This is a genomic window from Allobrachymonas denitrificans DSM 15123 (assembly GCF_900110225.1).
Taxonomy (GTDB): Bacteria; Pseudomonadota; Gammaproteobacteria; order Burkholderiales; family Burkholderiaceae_C; genus Brachymonas; species Brachymonas denitrificans.
This window is the reverse complement of sequence record NZ_FOCW01000012.1, coordinates 1-20,890: the sequence shown is the minus strand read 5'-3', so window position 1 is coordinate 20,890 and position 20,890 is coordinate 1. Positions and strand designations below refer to the sequence as shown.

General features: G+C 65.5%; 18 protein-coding genes and 1 pseudogene. 10 read left to right on the top strand and 9 right to left on the bottom strand.

Annotated features, from left to right (window positions below; all coding sequences use genetic code 11):
- Positions 1-71: 71 nt before the first annotated feature.
- On the top strand, positions 72-842 hold the full coding sequence (locus tag BMW28_RS12030; RefSeq protein ID WP_234970142.1) for a nucleotidyltransferase family protein: 771 nt from the start codon (positions 72-74) through the stop codon (positions 840-842).
- A 48-nt stretch (positions 843-890) separates the two neighbouring features.
- Here the strand turns inward: BMW28_RS12030 and BMW28_RS12025 are convergent, their stop codons facing one another.
- Both BMW28_RS12025 and BMW28_RS12020 read right to left on the bottom strand, forming a co-directional pair.
- Entirely contained in the window at positions 891-1,244 is a 354-nt protein-coding gene (locus BMW28_RS12025; RefSeq protein WP_091818324.1) for an I78 family peptidase inhibitor, read from the bottom strand.
- Positions 1,245-1,294: 50 nt separating this feature from the next.
- A complete protein-coding gene (locus BMW28_RS12020; RefSeq protein WP_234970141.1) occupies positions 1,295-1,852 on the bottom strand; it encodes a cytochrome b in 558 nt (185 codons plus the stop codon).
- Between the two features lie 227 nt (positions 1,853-2,079).
- Between BMW28_RS12020 and BMW28_RS12015 the strand changes: the two genes are divergently transcribed.
- Complete coding sequence (locus BMW28_RS12015) at positions 2,080-3,480, top strand: aminopeptidase P N-terminal domain-containing protein (protein ID WP_091818277.1); 1,401 nt, start codon at positions 2,080-2,082, stop codon at positions 3,478-3,480.
- 12 nt (positions 3,481-3,492) lie between these two features.
- On the opposite strand, the gene BMW28_RS12010 is transcribed toward BMW28_RS12015, so the two are convergent.
- The gene (locus BMW28_RS12010) at positions 3,493-3,954 is read right to left on the bottom strand and encodes an Lrp/AsnC family transcriptional regulator (protein ID WP_091818275.1); all 462 of its coding nucleotides are present in this window, start codon (positions 3,952-3,954) and stop codon (positions 3,493-3,495) included.
- 288 nt (positions 3,955-4,242) lie between these two features.
- Here BMW28_RS12010 and BMW28_RS12005 point away from each other — a divergent pair, with 288 nt between their 5' ends.
- The gene (locus BMW28_RS12005; RefSeq protein ID WP_234970140.1) at positions 4,243-4,818 is read left to right on the top strand and encodes an MOSC domain-containing protein; all 576 of its coding nucleotides are present in this window, start codon (positions 4,243-4,245) and stop codon (positions 4,816-4,818) included.
- 30 nt (positions 4,819-4,848) lie between these two features.
- Here BMW28_RS12005 and BMW28_RS12000 read toward each other — a convergent pair whose 3' ends face one another.
- Positions 4,849-5,595 (bottom strand): hypothetical protein, encoded by a 747-nt coding sequence (locus BMW28_RS12000; RefSeq protein WP_091818273.1) that lies wholly within the window; start codon positions 5,593-5,595, stop codon positions 4,849-4,851.
- Between the two features lie 51 nt (positions 5,596-5,646).
- Complete coding sequence (locus tag BMW28_RS11995; RefSeq protein ID WP_091818271.1) at positions 5,647-8,676, bottom strand: DNA topoisomerase III; 3,030 nt, start codon at positions 8,674-8,676, stop codon at positions 5,647-5,649.
- A 151-nt stretch (positions 8,677-8,827) separates the two neighbouring features.
- On the opposite strand from BMW28_RS11995, the gene BMW28_RS11990 reads away from it, so the two are divergent.
- The 4 genes from BMW28_RS11990 (at position 8,828) to BMW28_RS13045 (ending at position 12,043) form a co-directional block, all read left to right on the top strand.
- Positions 8,828-9,637, top strand: coding sequence for a biotin--[acetyl-CoA-carboxylase] ligase (locus BMW28_RS11990; protein WP_091818269.1), 810 nt, complete (start codon positions 8,828-8,830; stop codon positions 9,635-9,637).
- Between the two features lie 69 nt (positions 9,638-9,706).
- Positions 9,707-10,369, top strand: coding sequence for a glutathione S-transferase family protein (locus BMW28_RS11985; RefSeq protein WP_091818267.1), 663 nt, complete (start codon positions 9,707-9,709; stop codon positions 10,367-10,369).
- Positions 10,370-10,379: 10 nt separating this feature from the next.
- Positions 10,380-10,808 carry an acyl-CoA thioesterase gene (locus tag BMW28_RS11980; protein ID WP_159430759.1) on the top strand — a complete coding sequence of 143 codons (429 nt, stop codon included), beginning with the start codon at positions 10,380-10,382 and terminating at the stop codon, positions 10,806-10,808.
- On the top strand, positions 10,805-12,043 hold the full coding sequence (locus BMW28_RS13045; RefSeq protein WP_200785796.1) for a thiamine phosphate synthase: 1,239 nt from the start codon (positions 10,805-10,807) through the stop codon (positions 12,041-12,043). Before BMW28_RS11980 ends, BMW28_RS13045 begins: the two co-directional genes overlap by 4 nt.
- A 167-nt stretch (positions 12,044-12,210) precedes the next feature.
- On the opposite strand, the gene BMW28_RS11970 is transcribed toward BMW28_RS13045, so the two are convergent.
- Entirely contained in the window at positions 12,211-12,693 is a 483-nt protein-coding gene (locus BMW28_RS11970; RefSeq protein ID WP_091818263.1) for a copper resistance protein NlpE N-terminal domain-containing protein, read from the bottom strand.
- A gap of 193 nt (positions 12,694-12,886) precedes the next feature.
- On the opposite strand from BMW28_RS11970, the gene BMW28_RS11965 reads away from it, so the two are divergent.
- Positions 12,887-13,678, top strand: a complete 792-nt coding sequence (locus BMW28_RS11965) for a 5'-methylthioadenosine/adenosylhomocysteine nucleosidase (RefSeq protein ID WP_091818261.1) — start codon at positions 12,887-12,889, stop codon at positions 13,676-13,678.
- A gap of 49 nt (positions 13,679-13,727) precedes the next feature.
- On the opposite strand, the gene BMW28_RS11960 is transcribed toward BMW28_RS11965, so the two are convergent.
- Positions 13,728-14,168 carry an HIT family protein gene (locus BMW28_RS11960; RefSeq protein ID WP_091818259.1) on the bottom strand — a complete coding sequence of 147 codons (441 nt, stop codon included), beginning with the start codon at positions 14,166-14,168 and terminating at the stop codon, positions 13,728-13,730.
- 213 nt (positions 14,169-14,381) lie between these two features.
- Positions 14,382-17,399 (bottom strand): excinuclease ABC subunit UvrA, encoded by a 3,018-nt coding sequence (gene uvrA / locus BMW28_RS11955; protein ID WP_091818257.1) that lies wholly within the window; start codon positions 17,397-17,399, stop codon positions 14,382-14,384.
- Between the two features lie 257 nt (positions 17,400-17,656).
- On the opposite strand from uvrA, the gene BMW28_RS11950 reads away from it, so the two are divergent.
- Complete coding sequence (locus BMW28_RS11950; RefSeq protein WP_091818255.1) at positions 17,657-18,829, top strand: iron-containing alcohol dehydrogenase; 1,173 nt, start codon at positions 17,657-17,659, stop codon at positions 18,827-18,829.
- Positions 18,830-18,934: 105 nt separating this feature from the next.
- On the opposite strand, the gene BMW28_RS13310 is transcribed toward BMW28_RS11950, so the two are convergent.
- Positions 18,935-20,353: a hypothetical protein gene (locus BMW28_RS13310; protein WP_234970139.1), complete on the bottom strand. Its 1,419-nt coding sequence runs from the start codon at positions 20,351-20,353 to the stop codon at positions 18,935-18,937.
- Positions 20,354-20,623: 270 nt separating this feature from the next.
- Between BMW28_RS13310 and BMW28_RS13305 the strand changes: the two are divergent.
- Positions 20,624-20,890: pseudogene (locus tag BMW28_RS13305) on the top strand (transposase); the annotation flags it as partial.

Here is a 20,890-nt window from a genome sequence, read left to right as displayed (position 1 = left end):
AGTTTCCCTGACGCCGGTGACGTCTTGCAGCGGGCGCGATTGTGTCACATAGGCCTCATTACAATCGCGGCATGTCGTCCCCGAACCCCTCTCCTGCGGCCGCCCAGGCCATGCTGCTGGCCGCCGGCCGCGGCAACCGCATGCGCCCGCTCACCGATGCCACGCCCAAGCCGCTGCTGCAGGTGCATGGCCGCCCGCTGCTCGAATGGCCGATGCGCGCGCTGGCCGCGCAGGGGGTGGAGCGGGTGCTGGTCAACACCGGCTGGCTGGGGGAACAGATCCCGGCGCGCTTCGGCGCGATGTATGCCCATGATGGCGGCCTGCCGGCCACACAGCTGGATTATTCGGAAGAAGAAATCGACTTCGGCTACGCGCTGGAGACGGCTGGCGGCATCGCGCGCGCGCTGCCCCGACTGGAAGAAGGCTTCTGGCTGGCGGCAGGCGATGTGTATGCGCCGGATTTCGTGTTCGACGCCGAAGCGCGCGCCCGTTTCCTGGCCTCCGGCGCGCTGGCCCACCTGTGGCTGGTGCCGAATCCGGCTCACAATCCGCGCGGCGATTTTGCGCTGGCGGCGGATGGACTGCTGCACGCCACCGTAGCTGATGACACAGCCCTGCCCCGCTACACCTACAGCACCATCGGGCTGTTCCGCCATGCGCTGTTTGCGCAGCCGTGGTGCAGCATTCCGCACGGCAATCCGCAGGGCACGGCCGCCCCGCTGGCGCCCTTGCTGCGGGCCGCCATGGCACAGGGTCTGGTCACCGGCAGCCTCTACACCGGCCGCTGGACCGATGTAGGCACACCTGAGCGTCTGGCAGAACTCAACGCCACGCCGCTCTGACAAGCCCGACACCGGACGCTGTGAGCGGCATGTGCCCAGCTACGCCGCTCAACCGCAGCGCACCAGGGTGATCACGTTCTGCCGGTTGACGATGAGGTTCAGGCGCCCGTAGGCGTACTCCATGGTCACCGGTTGTCCCTCCAGCAGGGTGCGCACCGTGGTAGCGCCCGCCAGCCGCATGGCCTGTTGCTCGATCTGCGGGCTGGACACCTTGCCCAGCACTTCCACCGAGGCGGCCGTGGCGTTGCAGCTGTCGACGCGAGGAAGGTCGGGCACCGTCCCGGTGGGCGAGCCCGGCAGCGGAGCAGGCTGGATCGGCTGGGGAGCCGGCGCGCTGCAGCCGGCCAGCGCCAACACACCGGCGCAGGTCAGCCATTTCAGGGTGGAGGGGAGTCGGGTCATCAGCATGGCAATCCTTTCGCTTGCAGGAATGCCAGCCGATGGCATTCCGTTTACAGGGTGCGGCCCAGCATGCGGCGCAGCGTGCCGTCACCGTCGAGCAGGTGGTGCTTGAGGGCGCCAGCCACATGCAGCGCCAGTGCGCCCAACATCACCCACAGCAGCAGGCCGTGCATGGCGCGGGCGTTGCCGGCCATGGCCTTGTCGATGGGCATATTCTTGCCGGGATTGGCGGGATCGGGGTTCATCGGAAACAGTTCGACACCAAACACTGCAATGCCGTTACCGCCCATGGCCGACATGACGAGGCCTGACAGCGGGAACAGGATGGTGCCGATCAGCAGCACCCACTGCACGATGCGCGCCAGACCGCGCTCCCAGGCCGCGTAGTTGGAGGCCGCCGGCGGAAAGCCCTTGCCCAGGCGCCACAGCAGGCGCAGGATGGCCAGCACGAACACGATCGCCCCGAAGGACTTGTGCAGCGGATAGAGCGCGTACACCTCGTTTCGCTCCATGTAGAAACCCACCGCAAGCAGCACGATGAAAAACAGGCCGACGATCCAGTGCAGGGCGATGGTGGTCGGGGCGAGGCGTTGCGAGGTTTCTTTCATGAGAGTCTCCCGGAAGCGGTCATGAGGGAAAAAACGGGCACCAATTGCCTGCCCGCCACGGATCTTGTCGGTCCATCGTACCACCCCTCCCGAAAATCCGGCGAAAAGTGTGAACTTTGCCCACTCTCGTGCCGCATGACACGCTCCGCTGCAGAACGCGCCGGCACGGGTGACAATGGGGCCTGCCGCGCAACCTGCGCCGTGATTTTTTCCGCGATGCCGACCCCATGACCGACTTCTCCTTCCACGCGCAACGCCGCGCACGCTTCGCTGCCCTGCTGGGGCCGAATGCCGTGGCCGTGATTCCCACTGCCTCCGAGCGGTCCCGCAACCGCGACAGCGATTTTCCGTACCGGCATGACAGCTACTTCTTCTACCTGACCGGCTTTGCCGAGCCGGGCGCCACGCTGGTGCTGCGCACCGATGCCCAGTCTCGCCCGCATGCCACGCTGTTCTGCCAGCCCAAGGATCTGGAACGCGAAATCTGGGACGGCTACCGTCTGGGCCCGGAAGCGGCGCCTGCCGCGCTGGGTGTGGAGGCCGCCCTCAGCAGCGCGCAGATCGACGCGGAACTGCCGGGCCTGCTCGATGGCGCCGACAGCGTGGCCTACCCCTTCGCCACCCACGCCGGCTTCGAGGGCCGCGTGGCCGGCTGGCTGGACAGCCTGCGCGCCCGCGTGCGCCAGGGTGCATTGGTGCCCACGCGCCAGCTCGATGCCTGCGCCCTGCTCGACGAGATGCGCCTGATCAAGGACGCTGGCGAACTGGACACCATGCGCCGCGCCGCACAGATCAGCGTCGAAGCCCATGTGCGCGCTATGCAGGCCAGCGCCCGCCTGCTGCGCAGCGGCATGGATGCGCGCGAATACCATCTGGAGGCCGAGCTGCTGCACGCCTTCCGCTGGCATGGCTCGCAATACCCGGCCTATACCAGCATCGTGGCGGCCGGCGCCAACGCCTGCGTGCTGCACTATCGGGCCGATACCGCACCGCTGCGGGCGGGCGAACTGGTGCTGATCGATGCCGGCTGTGAACTCGATGGCTACGCCAGCGACATCACGCGCACCTTCCCGGCCGATGGCCGCTTCACCGGGCCGCAGCGTGCCGTATACGAACTGGTGCTGGCCTCGCAGAAAGCGGCCATCGCCGCCACGCGCGCCGGCGCCCGCTTCAATGATCCGCACGAAGCCACCGTGGCCGTGCTGGCGCAGGGCCTGCTGGATCTGGGCCTGCTGGATGGAGGCAAGGTCGGCAATGCGCAGGACGTGATCGCGCAGCGCGCCTACCACCGCTTCTACATGCACCGCACCGGCCACTGGCTGGGCATGGATGTGCATGACTGCGGCAGCTATGTGGAACCGTCCGAGGCCGATCAGGCGGTGGAGCGGCGTGATCCTCTCAGCGGCAAGACCGTGCTGGAACGCCCCAGCCGCATCCTGCAGCCGGGCATGGTCACCACCATCGAGCCGGGGCTCTACATCCGCCCGGCGGACGATGTGCCGGAGGCGTTCTGGAATATCGGCATCCGCATCGAGGATGATGCCATCGTGACTGCCGACGGCTGCGAGCTGATCACGCGCGGCGTGCCGGTGGAGCCGGACGAGATCGAGGCGCTGATGCGCGACTGACGCGCTGAACTGCTACACCGGCAGCGGCCGGTGATCAAAGATGCGTCGCAGCACAAAGTGCGTCTCCACCCCCGTCACGCCCTCGATGCGCGTAATGCGGTTGAGCAGCAGGTGCTGGTAGTGGTCCATGTCGCGCACGGCGATCTTGAGCTGGTAGTCGGATTTCTGGCCGGTGATCAGCAGGCACTCCAGCACTTCGGGGATATCGCCTACCAACGCCTCGAAATTGGCAAAGCGCTCCGGCGTGTGTTTGTCCATGGACACGCTCAGCAGCGCCATCAGGCTGAGCCCGAGCTTGCGGGCATCGACCCGCGCGTGGTAGCCGGCGATCAGGCCGGCTTCTTCCAGCGCGCGCACGCGGCGCAGGCAGGGGGATGGTGACAGGCCGATACGGTCGGCCAGCTCCTGGTTGGACGTGCGGCCATCGCGCTGCAATGCGGCGAGAATGGCGCGGTCATAGCGATCAAGCTCCATGAATTACCCTCTTCATCTATTTTTAGCAATTTTCTGCCAAATTGCTGCATCGCACACATGATCATGGCAATAAACCGCCTGCGGCGCAGACCTAAGATGAAGCCATGTGCAGAAAGCACACACCGGCCCCGAGACACGCACTACTCCGCGATGCCTCGCCCACCAGGGGATTGCAGCGACTCCGCACAACGGAGATCAAGCAAGGGAAGAGCGCTTACCGGCGAGCTCAAGGCCAGAACATCCAGTGATACAGTGGCGGCACCTCAACCAGGTGCCGCTTTTGTTTGTATGTCCACCATCACCCTGCTCAGCATCAACACTGCCACTGCCCAGCCCCTGCAGATCCAGGGACGCAAGGTGCTGTCCGCCATCGGCAAGCAGCCGCGCCAGGGCCGCCTCCGCGTCGGCCCGCTCGGGCTGGAAGGGGATGAGCAGGCCGATCCGCAATGGCATGGTGGCGTGAGCAAGGCGGTGTACGCCTATCCCGCCGAGCATTACGGCTGGTGGGAGCAGCGCCGTCGCGCGCAGCAGGTGGACCTGTTCGACCAGCCCCTGCCGCAGGGCTTTTTCGGCGAGAACCTGACCGTGCGGGGCCTGCTGGAGCAGGACGTATTCGTGGGCGATGTGCTGCATTTTCCGGACTGCAGCCTGCGCGTGACCGAGCCGCGCCAGCCCTGTTTCAAGTTTGTGCACATCATGGGCTATGTGCAGGCGGCCAAGGACATGGTAAGCAGCGGCTACAGCGGCTGGTATCTGGCCGTGCAGCGTGTGGGCACCTTGCAGGCGGGCGAGCAGGCCACGGTGGAGCTCGGGCCGCGCCAGACGCCGGTTGCCAGCCTGCTGCGCAGGCATCGCCAGCTCTGAACCGCCCCGCTTCCGGCGGGCAGCATCCCGTCAGGGTCGCGCTTCGTCTGCCAGACCTGTACCGGGCTGGTCGGCTGCAGCCCCGTCGGTACTCCTGCCGCCCTGCATGGCCACGCCCATGCCAAGTCCCACTCCGCCCATGCTGGCGCCAGCAGCTCCACCACCACCGCCTCCTCGTCCCCCACCCGCTGGTCCGGCAGCTCCACCGCGGGCAGCACCTGCGCCCCGGGTGCCGCCACTGGCACCCCCCGTGCGTTGCGGCCCCTGCGGGGGAATCTGCAACTCCGGCGCTACCGGTGCCAGATCCAGCGCCTGACGGATGAAATCGCGCAAGGACACCACCAGCGTAGCCAGCTCCACCTTGCGGCCGGCCACCATCTCGCTGGCGGCATGGGCAGCCAGACGCACCTGCTCCTCGGTACCCAGCAGGATGATGTCCGACAGCGCTGCCTCAACAGCATCACGCGTGCGGCGTGCGCGCTCGGCCGCGGGAGAATCGGGGGGCGGCATGCCCTCTGCCGGCAGCCCTGCATTGCGCAGATCACGCAGATGCGTGGGGTCGACCGCCAGCGTTCCGGTAAACGACCCGCCCAGCACCTTGTAGGCAGCGATCAGCGTGCGCAGGCGCTCATTGATCTGGCGGTTTTCACGCTCACGCCGGCGCTGGATGGTCTGCATGAACAGCAGCCGCACGCCAATCATCAGAAGCGACATCAGCAACAGGCCCAGAATGGTACTCAGGGCCGTGCTCCATGAGCTGAAATCCAGACCGCGCATTCACATCCTCCTCAGCCTGTCCGGAATGCCTCCGGCAGGCGCCGCAAGCAATCAGCTCACATGCTTGCCGATGATGCCCGCAATCGCGAACATGTTGACGCTGTCCGCGCCCAGAACGGCGCGCAGCTTGTCGTCGGCGACGATGGTGCGCTTGTCCTTGGGGTCCTGCAGGTTCTGCGCCTTGATGTAGTCCCAGATCTTCTTCATGGCCTGCGGACGGGATACGAGCTCGTCGCCGATCACGGCGGCCAGTTCGGTGCTGGGCTTGAGCGTACCCGCCGCACTGGCGCGCGGTTTCCTGGGGGCTGCTGCCTTGCTGGCGCTGGCCTTGGTAGCTGCAGCCTTGGTGCCCGTCTTGCCCGCTGCGGCCTTAGTCGCCTTGGCGGGCTTGCCAGCCGTGCTCTCGCCGTCGCCAGCAGCCGCGCGCGCGGACTTGCCCTTGGCCGGCGCCTTGGCCGCTGCAGCAGCTCCACGCCGCGCAGGAGCGCCCTTGCCCCCCGCCCGCGGCTCAAACTCGAACCCGACCTTGCCCGCAGCCGCATCCCACACCAGGAAGGCCTTGAACGCGCGGCGCGTCTTGTTCGAGATGAACTTGTCCAGCAGGTCGGTCTTGCCATCCACCAGCAGCTTGGCCAGCTGTTCGTGGCTGATGGGCTGCTGCAGGATGATGGTGCCGGTCTTGAACTTGCAGCTCGGTGTCGGATGCGCCACCGTGGGCACGGCCTTCTCGCAGACATAGCTGCTGCCGTGCTCCACCACATTGCTGCCGCAGGACGGGCACTTGCCCAGCACATGCGCGCCGGCAAAGTCGGCCAGTTCGCCGCTTTCGGCCTCGTCCTCGTTACCGAAGTCGAACTCCAGCTTCCAGTTGTTCAGTTCCTCGTCGCGCACCAGCTGCAGCTCGGCCGTGAACGGCCAGCCCGCCTTGCTGCGGAAGCCTTCCAGCGGGCCGATGCGCTTGTCGGCCAGCAGCTGTTCCACCTCTGGCGCATCGAAGGTGCGGCCGCCCGGCGTCTTGGGAATGGAGAAGCCGCAGCCCTCGGCCGCACCCTGCGCGCCGGTGCAGCCATAGCGGCGGTAGTTTTCCTTCACCACACCACCGCAGTTCGGGCAGGGCGTGGCCAGCGTGGCGTAGTTGCCCGGCACGGTGTCTCGGTCGTATTCCTTGGCCTTGCGCACGATGCGCTCGGTCATGGCGGCAATGTCCTGCATGAAGGCCGCGCGGCTCAGCTTGCCATGCTCGATCTGCGCCAGTTTGTATTCCCAGTTGCCGGTGAGTTCGGGCTTGCTCAGTTCCTCCACCTGCAGGCCGCGCAACAGCGTCATCAGCTGGAAGGCCTTGGCGGTGGGGATCATCTCGCGCCCTTCGCGCAGCAGGTATTTCTCGGTCAGCAGGCCTTCGATGATGGCCGCGCGCGTGGCTGGCGTGCCCAGGCCTTTTTCCTGCATGGCCTCGCGCAGCTCGTCATCCTCGATCCACTTGCCGGCGCCTTCCATGGCGCCCAGCAGCGTGGCTTCGCTGTAACGGGCCGGGGGCTTGGTCTTGAGGCCCTTGGCTTCGGCATGTTCGGTGCGCACCATCTCGCCCGGCTTGACCGGCACTAGATGCTTCCCGTCCTTGTCGTCACCGGCTTCGGCAGCCGCTTCCTTGCCGTAGATGGCCAGCCAGCCCGGCTTGACCAACACCTTGCCGTCGGAACGGAAATGGTGGCTGGTGCCGATGCGCTCGCCACCGGCGGCCGGCGTATCGGCCGGCACGGACACGGTACTGATGCGCGTGGTCACGGTGAATTCGGCACTCGGATAGAACACTGCCATGAAGCGACGCACCACCAGATCGTACAGCTTGCGCTCGGCCTCGCTCAGCTGGCCTGGCGCCTGCAGCGTGGGGATGATGGCAAAGTGGTCGCTCACCTTGCTGTTGTCGAAGATGCGGCGGCTCGGCTTGATGTAGCCCTTGTCGATGGCCTGCTGCGCGTACGGCGCCAGGTGCGACATGCCGCTGCCGGCCAGCATGGCAAAGGTCTTGTGCGCCACGCCCAGATAGTCCTCGGGCAGGTGGCGGGCGTCGGTACGCGGATAGGTCAGCGCCTTGTGGCGCTCGTACAGGCTTTGCGCCAGGCTCAGCGTGGTCTTGGCCGAAAAGCCGAACTTGCCGTTGGCCTCGCGCTGCAGGCTGGTCAGGTCGAACAGCAGCGGCGATGCCTGCGTGGTGGGCTTGCTCTCTTCCGTCACGCTGGCGGCCTTGCCGCGCACGGCATTGGCGATGGCGCGGGCCTGCTCCTGGTTCCACAGGCGATCCGCCCTGGCCTCGGCATCCTCGCCCTTCTTCCAGGCCGGATCGAACCATTTGCCCGCATACTCACCCGCCTCGGCACCGAAGGTGGCATGCACCTCCCAATAGTCGCGGCTGACGAACTGGCGGATTTTCTCTTCCCGTTCGACGACGATGGCCAAGGTTGGCGTCTGTACGCGGCCGACGGTGGTCAGGAAGAAGCCGCCATCGCGCGAGTTGAAGGCCGTCATGGCACGCGTGCCGTTGATGCCCACCAGCCAGTCGGCCTCGGAGCGCGAACGCGCCGCATCGGCCAGACCCTGCATCTGCTGGTCGGTACGCAGCTTGTCGAAACCGTCGCGGATGGCCTGCTGCGTCATGCTCTGCAGCCACAGGCGGCGCACCGGCTTGCCCAGCGGCTTGGCGCCGCCCGCATACTGCTCGATCAGCCGGAAAATCAGTTCCCCTTCGCGCCCCGCGTCACAGGCGTTGATCAACTCGGTCACGTCCTTGCGCTTGGCCTGCTTCACCACCGCGTTCAGGCGCGTCTTGGTCTTGTCCACCGGCTTCAGGTCGAAGTGCGGCGGAATCACCGGCAGGTTGGCAAAGCTCCACTTGCCGCGCTTGACGTCGTACTGCTCGGGCGCCTGGATTTCCACCAGGTGGCCGACGGCACTGGTGACGATGTAGCGCTCATTCTCGAAGTGATCGTCGTGCTTGGCGAACTGGCCGGCAACGGGCGTGAGGGCGCGCACGATGTCCTGTGCGACGGAGGGTTTCTCTGCGATGACGAGAGCTTTGCTCATGGAGTGTTCTTGCTGAAAGGCGGATGGGCGCGGGGAGTAAAGACTTCTACAATGCGTCAGGCTACGCGGGACTGCATCTTACCCGGGTAGACCTTCTCCCTTTTTATAAACTAGCACATTCTTCTGCGGTATCCGGCCGCAGCCCCCGTCCATGCCCGCCCTGACCCTGCAATGGCCCGCCGAAACCCTGTGGCACAGCATCGAGCCGACCTGGCCCGGTTTCAGCGTGGAAGTGCTGCCCCAGCTCGATTCGACCAACTCCACGCTGATGGAGCGCGCCCGTGACGGCTACCTGCAGCCGGTGCTGCTGGTGGCCGAGCAGCAGAAGGCCGGCCGCGGCCGCATGGGCAAGCAGTGGCTGAGCACCCAGCCGGTGGGCGGATCGCTCACCTTCTCGCTCGGGTTGCCGCTGGAGGACTGCGACCTGTCGGGCCTGTCGCTGGTGGTGGGCTGCAGCCTGGCGCACAGTCTGGATCCGCAGCACCGGCATGAGCTGCGCCTGAAATGGCCGAACGACCTCTGGTACCGCCAGCGCAAGCTCGGCGGCATTCTGGTGGAAGTGTGCATGCTGGGCCGACAGCGCTTTGTGGTGGTGGGCGTGGGCATCAACATCAGCGAGCCGCCCCCCCTGCCCGAGGTCGATCCTGCCTTGCCAGCCCCCATGCAGCCAGCCTGGATGCAGGAGCTGGATCCCGCCGCCACGGCACCGTCGGTGCTGGGGCAGATCGCCCAGCCGCTGGCCCTGGCGCTGCACCAGTTCGGCCAGCATGGGTTTGCGCCCTGGGTAAGCCGCTTTCAGGTGCGTGATGCGCTGGCGGGGCAGGAAGTATGGCTGTCGGATGGCACGCAGGGCCGCGCCGTGGGCGTGAGCGCCTCGGGTGCGCTGCAGGTACGGACCGAGTACGGATTGCGCGATGTGCTGAGCGACGAGGTGAGTGTCAGGCCGCTGGCACGCGGATAAAGGGAGAGGGCCGCGCGGCGCTGGTGCTTGCGGCACAATGTCCGCAAGCAAAAAAACCGGAGACACCCCATGCCCCTGAAGCTCTACTACGCCCCCGGCACCTGCTCGCTGGTGCCGCACATCGCCCTGGAACTGATCGGCCAGCCCTTCGAGGCGCAGCTGGTCAAGATGCACAAGGGCGAGCACCGCTCGCCCGAATTTCTTGCCGTGAACCCCGCCGGCCAGGTGCCGGTGCTGCAGGATGGCGACGAGACCATCACGCAGATCATCGCGATCACGCTGTATCTGGACGCCCTGCACCCGCAGGCCGGCCTGTTCCCGCAGGAACTGCTGGCGCGCACCCACGCCATCGAGACGCTGGCCTGGCTCAACAACACGGTGCACACCACCTTCAACCGCGTGTTCAAGCCCGAAGGGGCCGTGGATGGCGAGGAGATGCAGGCCGCCGTGCGCGCAAAGGGCAAGCAGGGCTACGCTGCGCTGATGGAGCGTCTGCAGGACAAGGTCGTGGCAGCACGCGCCGCCGGCAATGACTATCTGAACGGCGCCTCCATCGGGGTGGTCGACGCCTATGCGCTCACGGTGATCCGCTGGTCGCAGCTGGGCGGCATGGTGCCCGAGCAGCAATGGCCGCAACTGTGGGACTATGCCGAGCGCGTGGCGGCACAACCCGCGGCCCAGCGCGCCATGGAGCGCGAGCGCATCCGCCTGCGCGCCCAGCCGCTGGTCTGAGCCGCACGCCATGGCTGAGGTTTTCCGCAGGACGCGCGTGGTGCGCTTCGGCCAGTGCGATCCGGCCGGCATCGTCTACTATCCGCGCTACACCGAACTGGGCCACGAACTGGTGGAGGAATGGTTCCGCGAAGGCCTGGGGGTGGATTTTCACACCCTGCACGAGGAGTGGGGGCAAGGCTTTCCCACCGCCTCGCTGGAGCTGGATTTCCTGCGCCCCACGCGCTACGGCGAGACGCTGGATTGCGCGCTGTGGGTGACCCGGCTCGGCGAATCCTCGCTGATGCTGGTGCTGGAGTTCGCCTGCGCGGGCGAAGTGCGGGTGCGCATCCGCCAGCGCCTGGTGAACGTGGATTACAGGACGCTGCGCCCCGGCGCCATGGCACCGGCCCTGCGCACGCAGTTTGCGCGCTTTCTGCATGCCAAGGACACCCCATGACCGCCCTGACTCCCACCCCCGTGACCGTGCATGTGCTCGACTGGCAACCGGCGCTGGCCGGCCTGCCCGGCGTGGCTGCCGGCATTGCGCGTGACCAGGCCATCGAGAACTGGGCCCAGCAGTGCTGGCAGGACCTGTGCATCGCCCTGCCCGGCCAGCAGCATGCCGTGCTGGCCACCCCCGGCAATGTGGAAGAGCCGGCGCGCCTGTACCTGGCCAGCCCGCAGGTGCAGGGCTGGCTGCATTCCCCGCTGGCCGAGCCGCCGCGCTGGCGTGCCGAAATGGGCACGGTGGCATCCGATGCCGCTGCACTGGCCACGGAGCGCGGCTTCTGCGCCGCCGATGCCGCCCTGCTGGGCATGATGGCCGCACTCGCAGCGCTGGACCAGTCCTGCAGCCATGTGCCGGCGGATTTCACACGCCAGCGCCGCCATTTTCCGCTGCTGGGCGCGCCGCGTGCCGCTGCCTTCTCCCCCATGCCGCGCGCCCTGCTGCAAGCGGGCCACCCGCATGCGCTGTATGGCGTGATGGGCGATGCCGACTGGGTCATCCGCTGCATGGACATGGGGGTGAAGTTGGTGCAGCTGCGCCTGAAGGACCCGGCCCCGGGCGAACTGGAAACGCAGATTGCCCGCTGCGCCGAAGCCGCCGGCCGCCACGGTGCGCTGCTCATCATCAATGACCACTGGCAGGCCGCGCTGCGCCACCTGCTGCATCGCAACGGCCATGGCATCTACGGCGTGCACATGGGGCAGGAAGACCTGCAGACCCTGTCCGACACCGACCTGGACCGGTTGATGCTGTCCGGCCTGCGCCTGGGCCTGAGCACGCACAGCCTGTGGGAACTGTCACGCGCGTTGCGCACCCGGCCCAGCCATGTGGCCTGCGGCCCGGTGCATGCCACCACCACCAAGGACATGCCCTGGATCCCGCTGGGCAACACCAATGTGGGCTGGTGGGCGCAGCTGGTGCATGGCGAGGTGGATGCGCACCAGCCCCCGCTGCCCCTGGTGGCGATCGGCGGCATGCAACCGACGCGCGCCGAAGCGGCCGCAGCGGCAGGCGCGGATATGGTGGCAGTGGTGAGTGACATCACCGGAGCGGCTGACCCGAAACAGGCTGTGGAAGCGCTGCGCGAGGCGATTGCGCGGGGACATGCACAGCGCGGTACAGTTCCGGCGCCGGAATGGCCGGAGCCGACGCTGAGGCCGGCGCCCTGCGTGCCGATGCACTGAATCGGCCGTTCGAGGCGTTCGCAGCCTCGTCAACAGGCAACAGGCAACAGGCAACAGGCAACAGGCAACAGGCAACAGGCAACAGGCAACAGTCAGCGGTCAGCGGTCAGCAGTCCGCAGTCCGCAGTCCGCAGTCCGCAGTCCGCGCATCGTGCCCGCTACCGCTCTCACAGCTTGCGGAACACCAGCGGCGTGCGCGCCGCTTCGGACTGCGTCAGCCCGTCGGCACCGATGCGCTCCAGCGTGCCGTTGCTGTTTACGCGCAGGCGGGCATTCTCGTCCTTGGAGGCCAGCACGATGTCACGGCCATCCCAGCGGAAGCGCGCTCGGCTGGTGAAGCTGTAGGGCGCGCCGCTGCGGCGGTAGGTGGTGGTGGTGAGGCTGTAGGTGTTGTCCGGATTGAGCATCAGCATCAGCGTCTGGCTGGTGCAGCCGGGCGCACCGGTGAGCGGACAGGGGGCATTGGTACGGTAGCTGCCTACCCAGCCCAGATTGGCATTCTGCGCCGGGCGCTTGATCTGGCGCACCGTGCTCTTGCTGGTGGACTGGGGCGGTGTGCCGCAGCCTGCCAGCAGCAGGGCTCCGGCAGCCAGTGCCAGGCCCACGGCACGCAAGGGGCGGGACACCAGGGAACGGAAAGAAGAATACATGGCGCTTCCTGCAGGGCCATTACCGGAGCAATGGCGGCTTCTTGCAACAAAATCGTGAAAATTTGCCTTAATTAGACCATGATGGGCCGAACGCGTGTCAAGGCAGGCGTTTCGCTACGCCTGTTACCTTTGCATGCAATTGTCTTCCAATGGGACAATAGCGGCTTTTCCCGCCTGACAACACCCTCCTGCCATGACGCTTCCTCTGCCCGCCACCGGCCGCATCGGCATCATTGCCGCCATGCGCGATGAACTCTCTGCCGTGCTCAACCGCATGCCCGACGAACACAAGACGCGCGTGGCCGGCCGCAGCTTCTGGCGCGGCCACTGGCATGGGCGCGAGGTGGTGGCGGTGCTCTCGCGCATCGGCAAGGTGGCGGCGGCCACCACGGCGACGGCGCTGATCGAGCGCTTCGAGGTCGATGCCATCGTCTTTACCGGCGTGGCCGGCGGACTGGCCGACGGCGTGAACGTGGGCGATGTGGTGCTGGCGCGCAGCTTTCTGCAGCACGACATGAACGCCTCCCCGCTGTTTGCACAGCATGAGGTGCCGCTGTACGGCAAGGCGCGCTTCGAAACCGATGCTGCACTGTCGGACACGCTGGCGACGGCGGCGCGCAAGGTGCTGGCTGACCCGCAGGCCGCCCTGGGCGCCGCGGCCGTGGCCGAATTCGGTCTGCAGGCACCCCGCGTGCACGAAGGCCTGATCCTGAGCGGCGACCGCTTCGTCGCCACCAGCGCCGAAAGCGGGGCCTTGCGCCAGCGCCTTCCGGATGGCCTGGCCGTGGAGATGGAAGGCGCTGCCGTGGCCCAGGTCTGCCATGACTACGGTCTGCCCTTCGTCGCCATGCGCACCATTTCCGACCGCGCCGACGATGCCGCGCACATGGATTTCACCCGCTTTGTCGAGCAGGTGGCGAGCCACTACAGCGTGGCCATGCTGGATGCGTGGCTGGCGCAGCTTGCCACGGCGCCGGACGCCTGACTCCGCACGGGATGCCGGCCGCAATGCCTTGGATAGCGGCGCGCCCCTGTCAGGCTAACGCCGCCCGCAGACGTTCCGCATAACCGTTCAGCACCTCCGCCCCCGGCTCCTTGCGCGGCCAGGACAGGGCGATGCCGTCATTGCCATGGCGCGGCACCACGTGCATGTGGAAGTGGAATACGGTCTGGTCGCCTTCCTTGCCGTTGGCATGCAGCAGCGTCAGTCCCGGCGGATCGAACACGGCCTGCACCGCCTGCGCCACCTTCTGCGCCGTCTGCATCGCGGCTGCCGCTTCCTCGGGCGTGATGTCGAACAGGGTGGCCGCGTGGCGTTTGGTGGCCACCAGCACGTGGCCGGGATTGACTTGGCCCAGATCCATGAAGGCCAGGGTCAGATCATCCTCGTAGACGCGGGCGGCAGGGATATCACCGGCGACCAGCTTGCAGAAGATGCACTGGCCGGGCGGGGTCGTATCGACGAACATGGGCATGAAAGTGTCTCCGTTATTCCTTGTGGGTAGATGCCCGATCTTCGCATGACTCTTGCGCCGGACCGGGCAGATCACGCCACGAAAAGCGCAAGGGTGCCGCCACCAGTGGTCCGTGGGGCGCATGCGCTGCCACGCAGCAAGTTCATTGGCGCTCCTTCCCTGCTGCTTCCGGGAAAGAAGACGCTGTGAAAACACCCCCCCAAGTTCCAAGCCTTACTTTCCAGCCCGCAACATCCGCCCCAGATAGCGCCCGGTATGGCTGGCCTCCACATTAGCCACCTGCTCCGGCGTGCCTTCCGCCACCACCGTGCCGCCGCCATCGCCGCCTTCCGGCCCCATGTCGATCAGCCAGTCGGCCGTCTTGATCACGTCCACGTTGTGCTCGATGATGACGATGGTGTTGCCCGCGTCGCGCAGCTGGTGCAGCACCTTGAGCAGCAGGGCGATATCCGCGAAATGCAGGCCGGTGGTGGGCTCGTCCAGGATGTAAAGCGTGCGGCCGGTGTCGCGCTTGCTCAGCTCCAGTGCCAGCTTCACGCGCTGCGCCTCGCCGCCCGAGAGCGTGGTCGCACTCTGGCCCAGCTTGATGTAGCTCAGGCCCACGTCCAGCAGCGTCTGCAGCTTGCGCGCGATGGTCGGGACGGCGTTCATGAAGGCATAGGCCTCCTCCACCGTCATGTCGAGGATCTGGGCGATGTTCTTGCCCTTGTACTGCACTTCCAGCGTTTCGCGGTTGTAGCGCTGGCCGTGGCAGACGTCGCAGGGCACGTACACGTCGGGCAGGAAGTGCATTTCCACCTTCACCACGCCATCGCCCTGACAGGCCTCGCAGCGGCCGCCGGCGACGTTGAAGCTGAAGCGACCGGGGCCGTAGCCGCGTTCCTTGGCAGTCGGCATTTCGGCCATCAGGTCGCGGATGTGCGTGAACAGGCCGGTGTAGGTGGCCGGGTTGCTGCGCGGCGTGCGGCCGATGGGCGACTGGTCCACGTTGATGACCTTGTCGAACTGCTCCAGCCCCTCGATGCTGTCGTGCGGTGCCGGTTCGGCGTGGGCGCGGTGGATTTTCTGCGCGGCGGCAGTGTAGAGCGTGTCGTTCACCAGAGTGGACTTGCCGGAGCCGGAAACGCCCGTCACGCAGGTCATCAGGCCGACCGGGAAGTCGACGGTGACGTCCTTCAGGTTGTGGCCGCGGGCGCCGGCAATGGTGATCTTCTGCAGGCCGGGGTGCTGGTCGGGCGCCTTGGCAGCGTCTTCCTCGCCGCGCACCCGGTCCAGCAGGCTGCCCGTGCGCCTGCCGGCCCCCTTGCCGCGCCCGGCTGACTCCGCAGGCGGCTCATTCGTCAGCGGCAGCCAGGGCGTGCGGCGTGCCGGCACGGCGATCACCTGTGCACCGCTCAGGTATTGTCCGGTGAGCGACTGCGGCGTAGCGACCAGTTCGTCATAGCTGCCCTGCGCCATCACGCGGCCACCATGCACACCCGCGCCCGGCCCCATGTCCACCACGAAGTCGGCCGCGCGGATCATGTCCTCGTCATGCTCCACCACCAGCACGCTGTTGCCGATATCGCGCAGATGCTGCAGCGTGCCGATCAGGCGGTCGTTGTCGCGCTGGTGCAGGCCGATGCTGGGCTCGTCCAGCACGTACATCACGCCGGTCAGGCCACTGCCGATCTGGCTGGCCAGGCGGATGCGCTGGGCCTCGCCGCCGCTGAGCGTTTCGGCGCTGCGCTCCAGACTCAGGTAGTTCAGGCCGACATCGTTCAGGAATTTCAGGCGCGAGGCAATCTCGCGCACCACCTTGTCGGCGATCTCGGCCTTGGCGCCCTGCAGCGTGAGTTGCTCGAAATAGCGCTGCGCCTCGCCCAGAGTGGCGTGGCTGATTTCGTAGATGGCGCGCTTGTGCTCGCCTTCGCCGATCAGCACATGACGCGCTTCCTGGCGCAGGCGGGTGCCGTGGCAGCTCGGGCAGGGTTGCACGCTGCGGTAGCGTGCCAGATCCTCGCGCACCACGCTGGAATCGGTGTCGCGGTAGCGCCGCTCCATGTTGGGCAGAATGCCTTCGAAGGGATGGCTTTTTTCGACCGCCTGGCCCTTGCGCGAGCCGCTTTCCATCACGTAGCGAAAGGGGATCTCGTCCTCGCCCGAGCCGTGCAGCACCACATCACGCACCGGTTGCGGCAACTGCTCGAACGGGGTTTCCACATCCACACCGTAGTGCTGGCAGACGCTTTCCAGCAGCGAAAAATAGTAGCCATTGCGCCGGTCCCAGCCCTTGACGGCGCCGCTGGCCAGGCTGAGCGTGGGAAAGGCCACTACGCGGTGGGCGTCGAACACATCCACGCTGCCGATACCATCGCACGAAGGGCAGGCACCCACCGGCGAGTTGAAGGAAAACAGGCGCGGTTCCAGTTCGGCAATGCTGTAGCCGCATATCGGGCAGGCGTACTTGGCGTTGAAGAAGTGCTCCTGCCCGTTGTCCATCTCCAGCACCAGCGCGCGCCCTTCGGCCAGACGCAGCGCGGCCTCGAAACTCTCCGCCAGACGCTGGCGCGCATCGGGGCGCACCTTCAGGCGGTCGATCACCACGTCGATATCGTGCTTCTCGTTCTTGGCCAGCGCAGGCGCATCCTCGCCATCCACGGTCTGGCCGTCGATGCGGAAGCGGATGTAGCCCAGCGCCTGCATCTGCGCCAGCAGATCGGCAAACTCGCCCTTCTTGCCGCGCGCCACCGGCGCCAGCAGCATCACGCGCGATTCGGCCGGCAGCGCCAGCACGGCATCGACCATCTGGCTCACGGTCTGTGCCTGCAGCGGCAGATGGTGATCCGGGCAATGGGGTGTGCCGGCGCGGGCAAACAGCAGGCGCAGGTAGTCGTGGATTTCCGTCACCGTGCCCACGGTGGAGCGCGGGTTGTGGCTGGTGGCTTTCTGCTCGATGCTGATCGCGGGCGACAGGCCCTCGATCAGGTCCACATCCGGCTTGTCCATCAGCTGCAGGAACTGGCGCGCATAGGTGGACAGGCTCTCCACATAGCGCCGCTGCCCCTCGGCATACAGCGTGTCGAAAGCCAGGCTGGACTTGCCCGAGCCGCTCAGGCCGGTGATCACCACCAGCTGGTTGCGCGGAATGTCCAGGTCGATGTTCTTGAGGTTGTGCGTACGCGCGCCACGAATGCTGATGTGCGTGTGGGCGCTGGGGCGCTGCGGAACTTTGGGTGCGGATTTCGCCATGAGAGGGCCGCTCGGTGCGGTGCAAGGGGAACCCTTCATGATAGCGCTGGCGTGTGACGGGAACAAATCCGGCCCCGCAACACCGCAGCCGGATGATGGGCTTGCCGGTCCCCCGCGTGGAGGCAGCGAGAAATTCCTGGATCTGCCCATCATGCACACCACATGCCTGTGCAGGAATCAGGGACACCGCGACGGCGTTACCATGAATGTTTACGCGGCGCCTTGCTCCGCATTTCCTGTCCTTCCCACACACCACCATGCAGAACTTCGACTACCAGAACCCCACCCGCATCCTGTTCGGCCAGGGCAGCATTGCCAAGCTGGCCAAGGCCGTGCCTGCCAATGCCCGCGTGCTGCTGCTCTATGGTGGTGGCAGCGCGCTCAGGAACGGCACGCTGGACGAAGTGAAAGCCGCGCTGGCCACCGCCGGCATCGGCCACGTCAGCGAATTCAGCGGCATCGAACCCAACCCCACCTTCGAGACGCTGATGCGCGCCGTGCAGCAGGTCAAGGCCGAGCAGATCGACTTCCTGCTGGCCGTGGGCGGCGGGTCCGTGATCGACGGCACCAAGTTCGTGGCTGCCGCGGCTGCGCTGCCCGAAGGCGAAGATCCCTGGAACATCCTGCTCACCGGTGGCCGCGTCGTCAAGTCCGCCCTGCCCTTCGGCTCGGTGCTGACGCTGCCCGCCACCGGCTCGGAAATGAACAACGGCGGCGTCATCACCAAAGCCGCCACGCACGACAAGCTGCCCTTCTCCAGCCGCTGCACCTACCCGCAGTTCTCGGTGCTGGACCCGACCAAGACCTTCACCCTGCCCAAGCGCCAGGTCGCCAACGGCGTGGTCGATGCCTTCGTGCACATCACCGAACAGTACCTGACCTACCCCGCCAACGCCCGCGTGCAGGACCGCTTTGCCGAGGGCCTGCTGCGCACGCTGGTGGAAATCGGCCAGGACGCCGTGAACAAGCCGGAGGATTACGACACCCGCGCCAACCTGATGTGGACTGCCACCCTGGCGCTCAACGGCCTGATCGGCGCCGGCGTGCCGCAGGACTGGGCCACGCACATGATTGGCCATGAACTGACCGCGCTGCACGGCATCGATCACGCGCGAACGCTGGCCGTGGTGCTGCCTGCCGTGATGCAGGTGCGCCGCGAGGAAAAGCGCGCCAAGCTGCTGCAGTACGCTGAGCGCGTGTGGGACATCCGCGATGGCAGCGAAGATGCCCGCATCGATCAGGCCATCGAGCGCACCCGTGCCTTCTTCGAGTCGCTGGAGGTGCCCACGCGCCTGTCGGCCTACCAGCTCGACGCAACGGCCATCGATCCGCTGGTGGCCCAGCTGGAAAAGCATGGCATGGTGAAGCTGGGCGAGAAGCAGGACATCAACCTGGAAACCAGCAGGCACATCCTGCAGGCAGCGCTGTAAATCGCATCAGCTCTCCAATAAAAATGGCGTCCAAGCCGAGCTGGACGCCATTTTTGCTCAGCCTCCACCCGTTGCCTGGGCGCTTGTGCAAATGCAGAAGCCCTTTCAACGGACGGAAGCATTCTCCCGGTGGCTTACCAGGAGAACCCGGCCTGCGCCTTCACTGCAGTCTTGCCGCCAGAGCGCGTCGCTTGCGACACGCCCAGGCCAAGGTTCCAACGCTCGTTCACCTGATAGCCTACAGCCAGACCCACCGCGGTGGCGCTGCCGTAATTGCCCACGGCCATGCCAGCCTTTGCCAGGGGCAAGAGCAGGCATGCTGGGAATCGCCAGAGCAGCAGCAACACCATTGTCAACGTACTTGTTGGTTTCTGCAAAACGCTCATTTAACTGGTTCAGGTTGACCGCATCGGTGCCTGCAACGGCGGCGCCCACGTTCTGGATACGCTGGCCGTTGTTGTCAATGCCATTGGTGTTGGTCATACCGGTTACGGACAGGTTGCGACCGACATTGACATCTTGGCCAACAGTCAGGTGGCCTTGCAGATCCGAGTTGCCTTTGACGATCAGATCCTTATTGACAACAGCATTACGCCCCACGGTCAAATCGTTGGTGATATTTCCAGTCGTAGCGTTCACGGTGCCAAAGTTACCTGTGGCTGCGTTCACTACGCCAGCGTTCACCTTGTGCGTGTTCACTTCGCCAGCGTTCACCTTGTGCGTGTTCACTTCGCCAGCGTTCACCTTGTGCGTGTTCACTTCGCCAGCGTTCACCTTGTCCGTGTTCACTTCGCCAGCGTTCACCTTGTCCGTGTTCACTTCGCCAGCGTTCACCTTGTCCGTGTTCACTTCGCCAGCGTTCACCTTGTCCGTGTTCACTTCGCCAGCGTTCACCTTGGCAGAGCCTACCGTCCCCGTAACCTCTAAATCTCCAACGACCTTGGCGTTTCCATTGTTGGTCAACAAGCCGGTATTGGTGATGTTGCCGGTATTGGTGATGTTGCCCGTATTGGTGATGCCCTTGGTGGTGGTCATCTGGGTCACGTCTAGAGTGCCATTCAGCGCGGTATTACCGTTGACAGTCAAATCACCATTCAAAGTCGAATTGCCAGCGCTGGTCAGTCCACCAACATTGGTGATGCCTCCCGTGTTGTTGATGCCGCCAGTATTCGTAATACCTCCCGCATTGGTCAATCCCCCGGCAAGGTTGCTGATGCCACCACTGACGTTGGACATTCCATGTGTCGTAGTAGACCCCGTTACAGCCAAGGTACCGCCGACAGAAGTATTACCACTCGTCTGAAGCGTCGTGGTCGTAATGCCGCCCGGTGCATTCAAAACGCCACCATTGTTCTCATCGGGAACAGGTATTCCTAAAAATACGCCATCCTTGACAAGTACGTCTTCACCGCCAATGGTGACCTGTGCATGCGCCGGCTGCATGGCCGCCATGAAACCTGCGCCTGCCAGCAATGCGCACAGCAGCGTATGGGAAGCCAGTTTGTTGCGATTGCGTGATTGCATAGTGTCTCTCCTTTAAAAATGATTGCCGTTGTAAATTTCCGCGCGGGGTAGAACCATGACACAAGAGCCCATTGCAACTACCTCTTGTGACTTTTGTCACATTTTTCAATAACAAACCCATGATATCAGAAGAATTGATTCACTCACACACAAAGACCGTTGCATAACCCCCCGGAAGCCCAACAAACCATGTTCCAATGACAAGACCGTTGCATAACCCCCCGGAAGCCCAACAAACCATGTTCCAATGACAGCAGGAGGATGATCGCGATGGACAGTTTCTTCTTGATGGGTGCCAAGCCGCTGGTGCAGGACAGTCCCAGCATGAAGCTGCACGAGTTGCTGGACTGGCATTCCATCGCCGGCCACCTCAAGGGACTGTAGCAGCGTGAGAAGTCGGGTGCCGGTGGCCCCGAGCCCTATAACCGCCTGGGCATGTTCAAGCTCATGCTGCTCGGTCAGTGGCACGGCCTGTCTGATGCCCAGCTGGAACAGGCCCTGCGCGTACGCCTGGACTTCATGGTCTTTACCGGATTC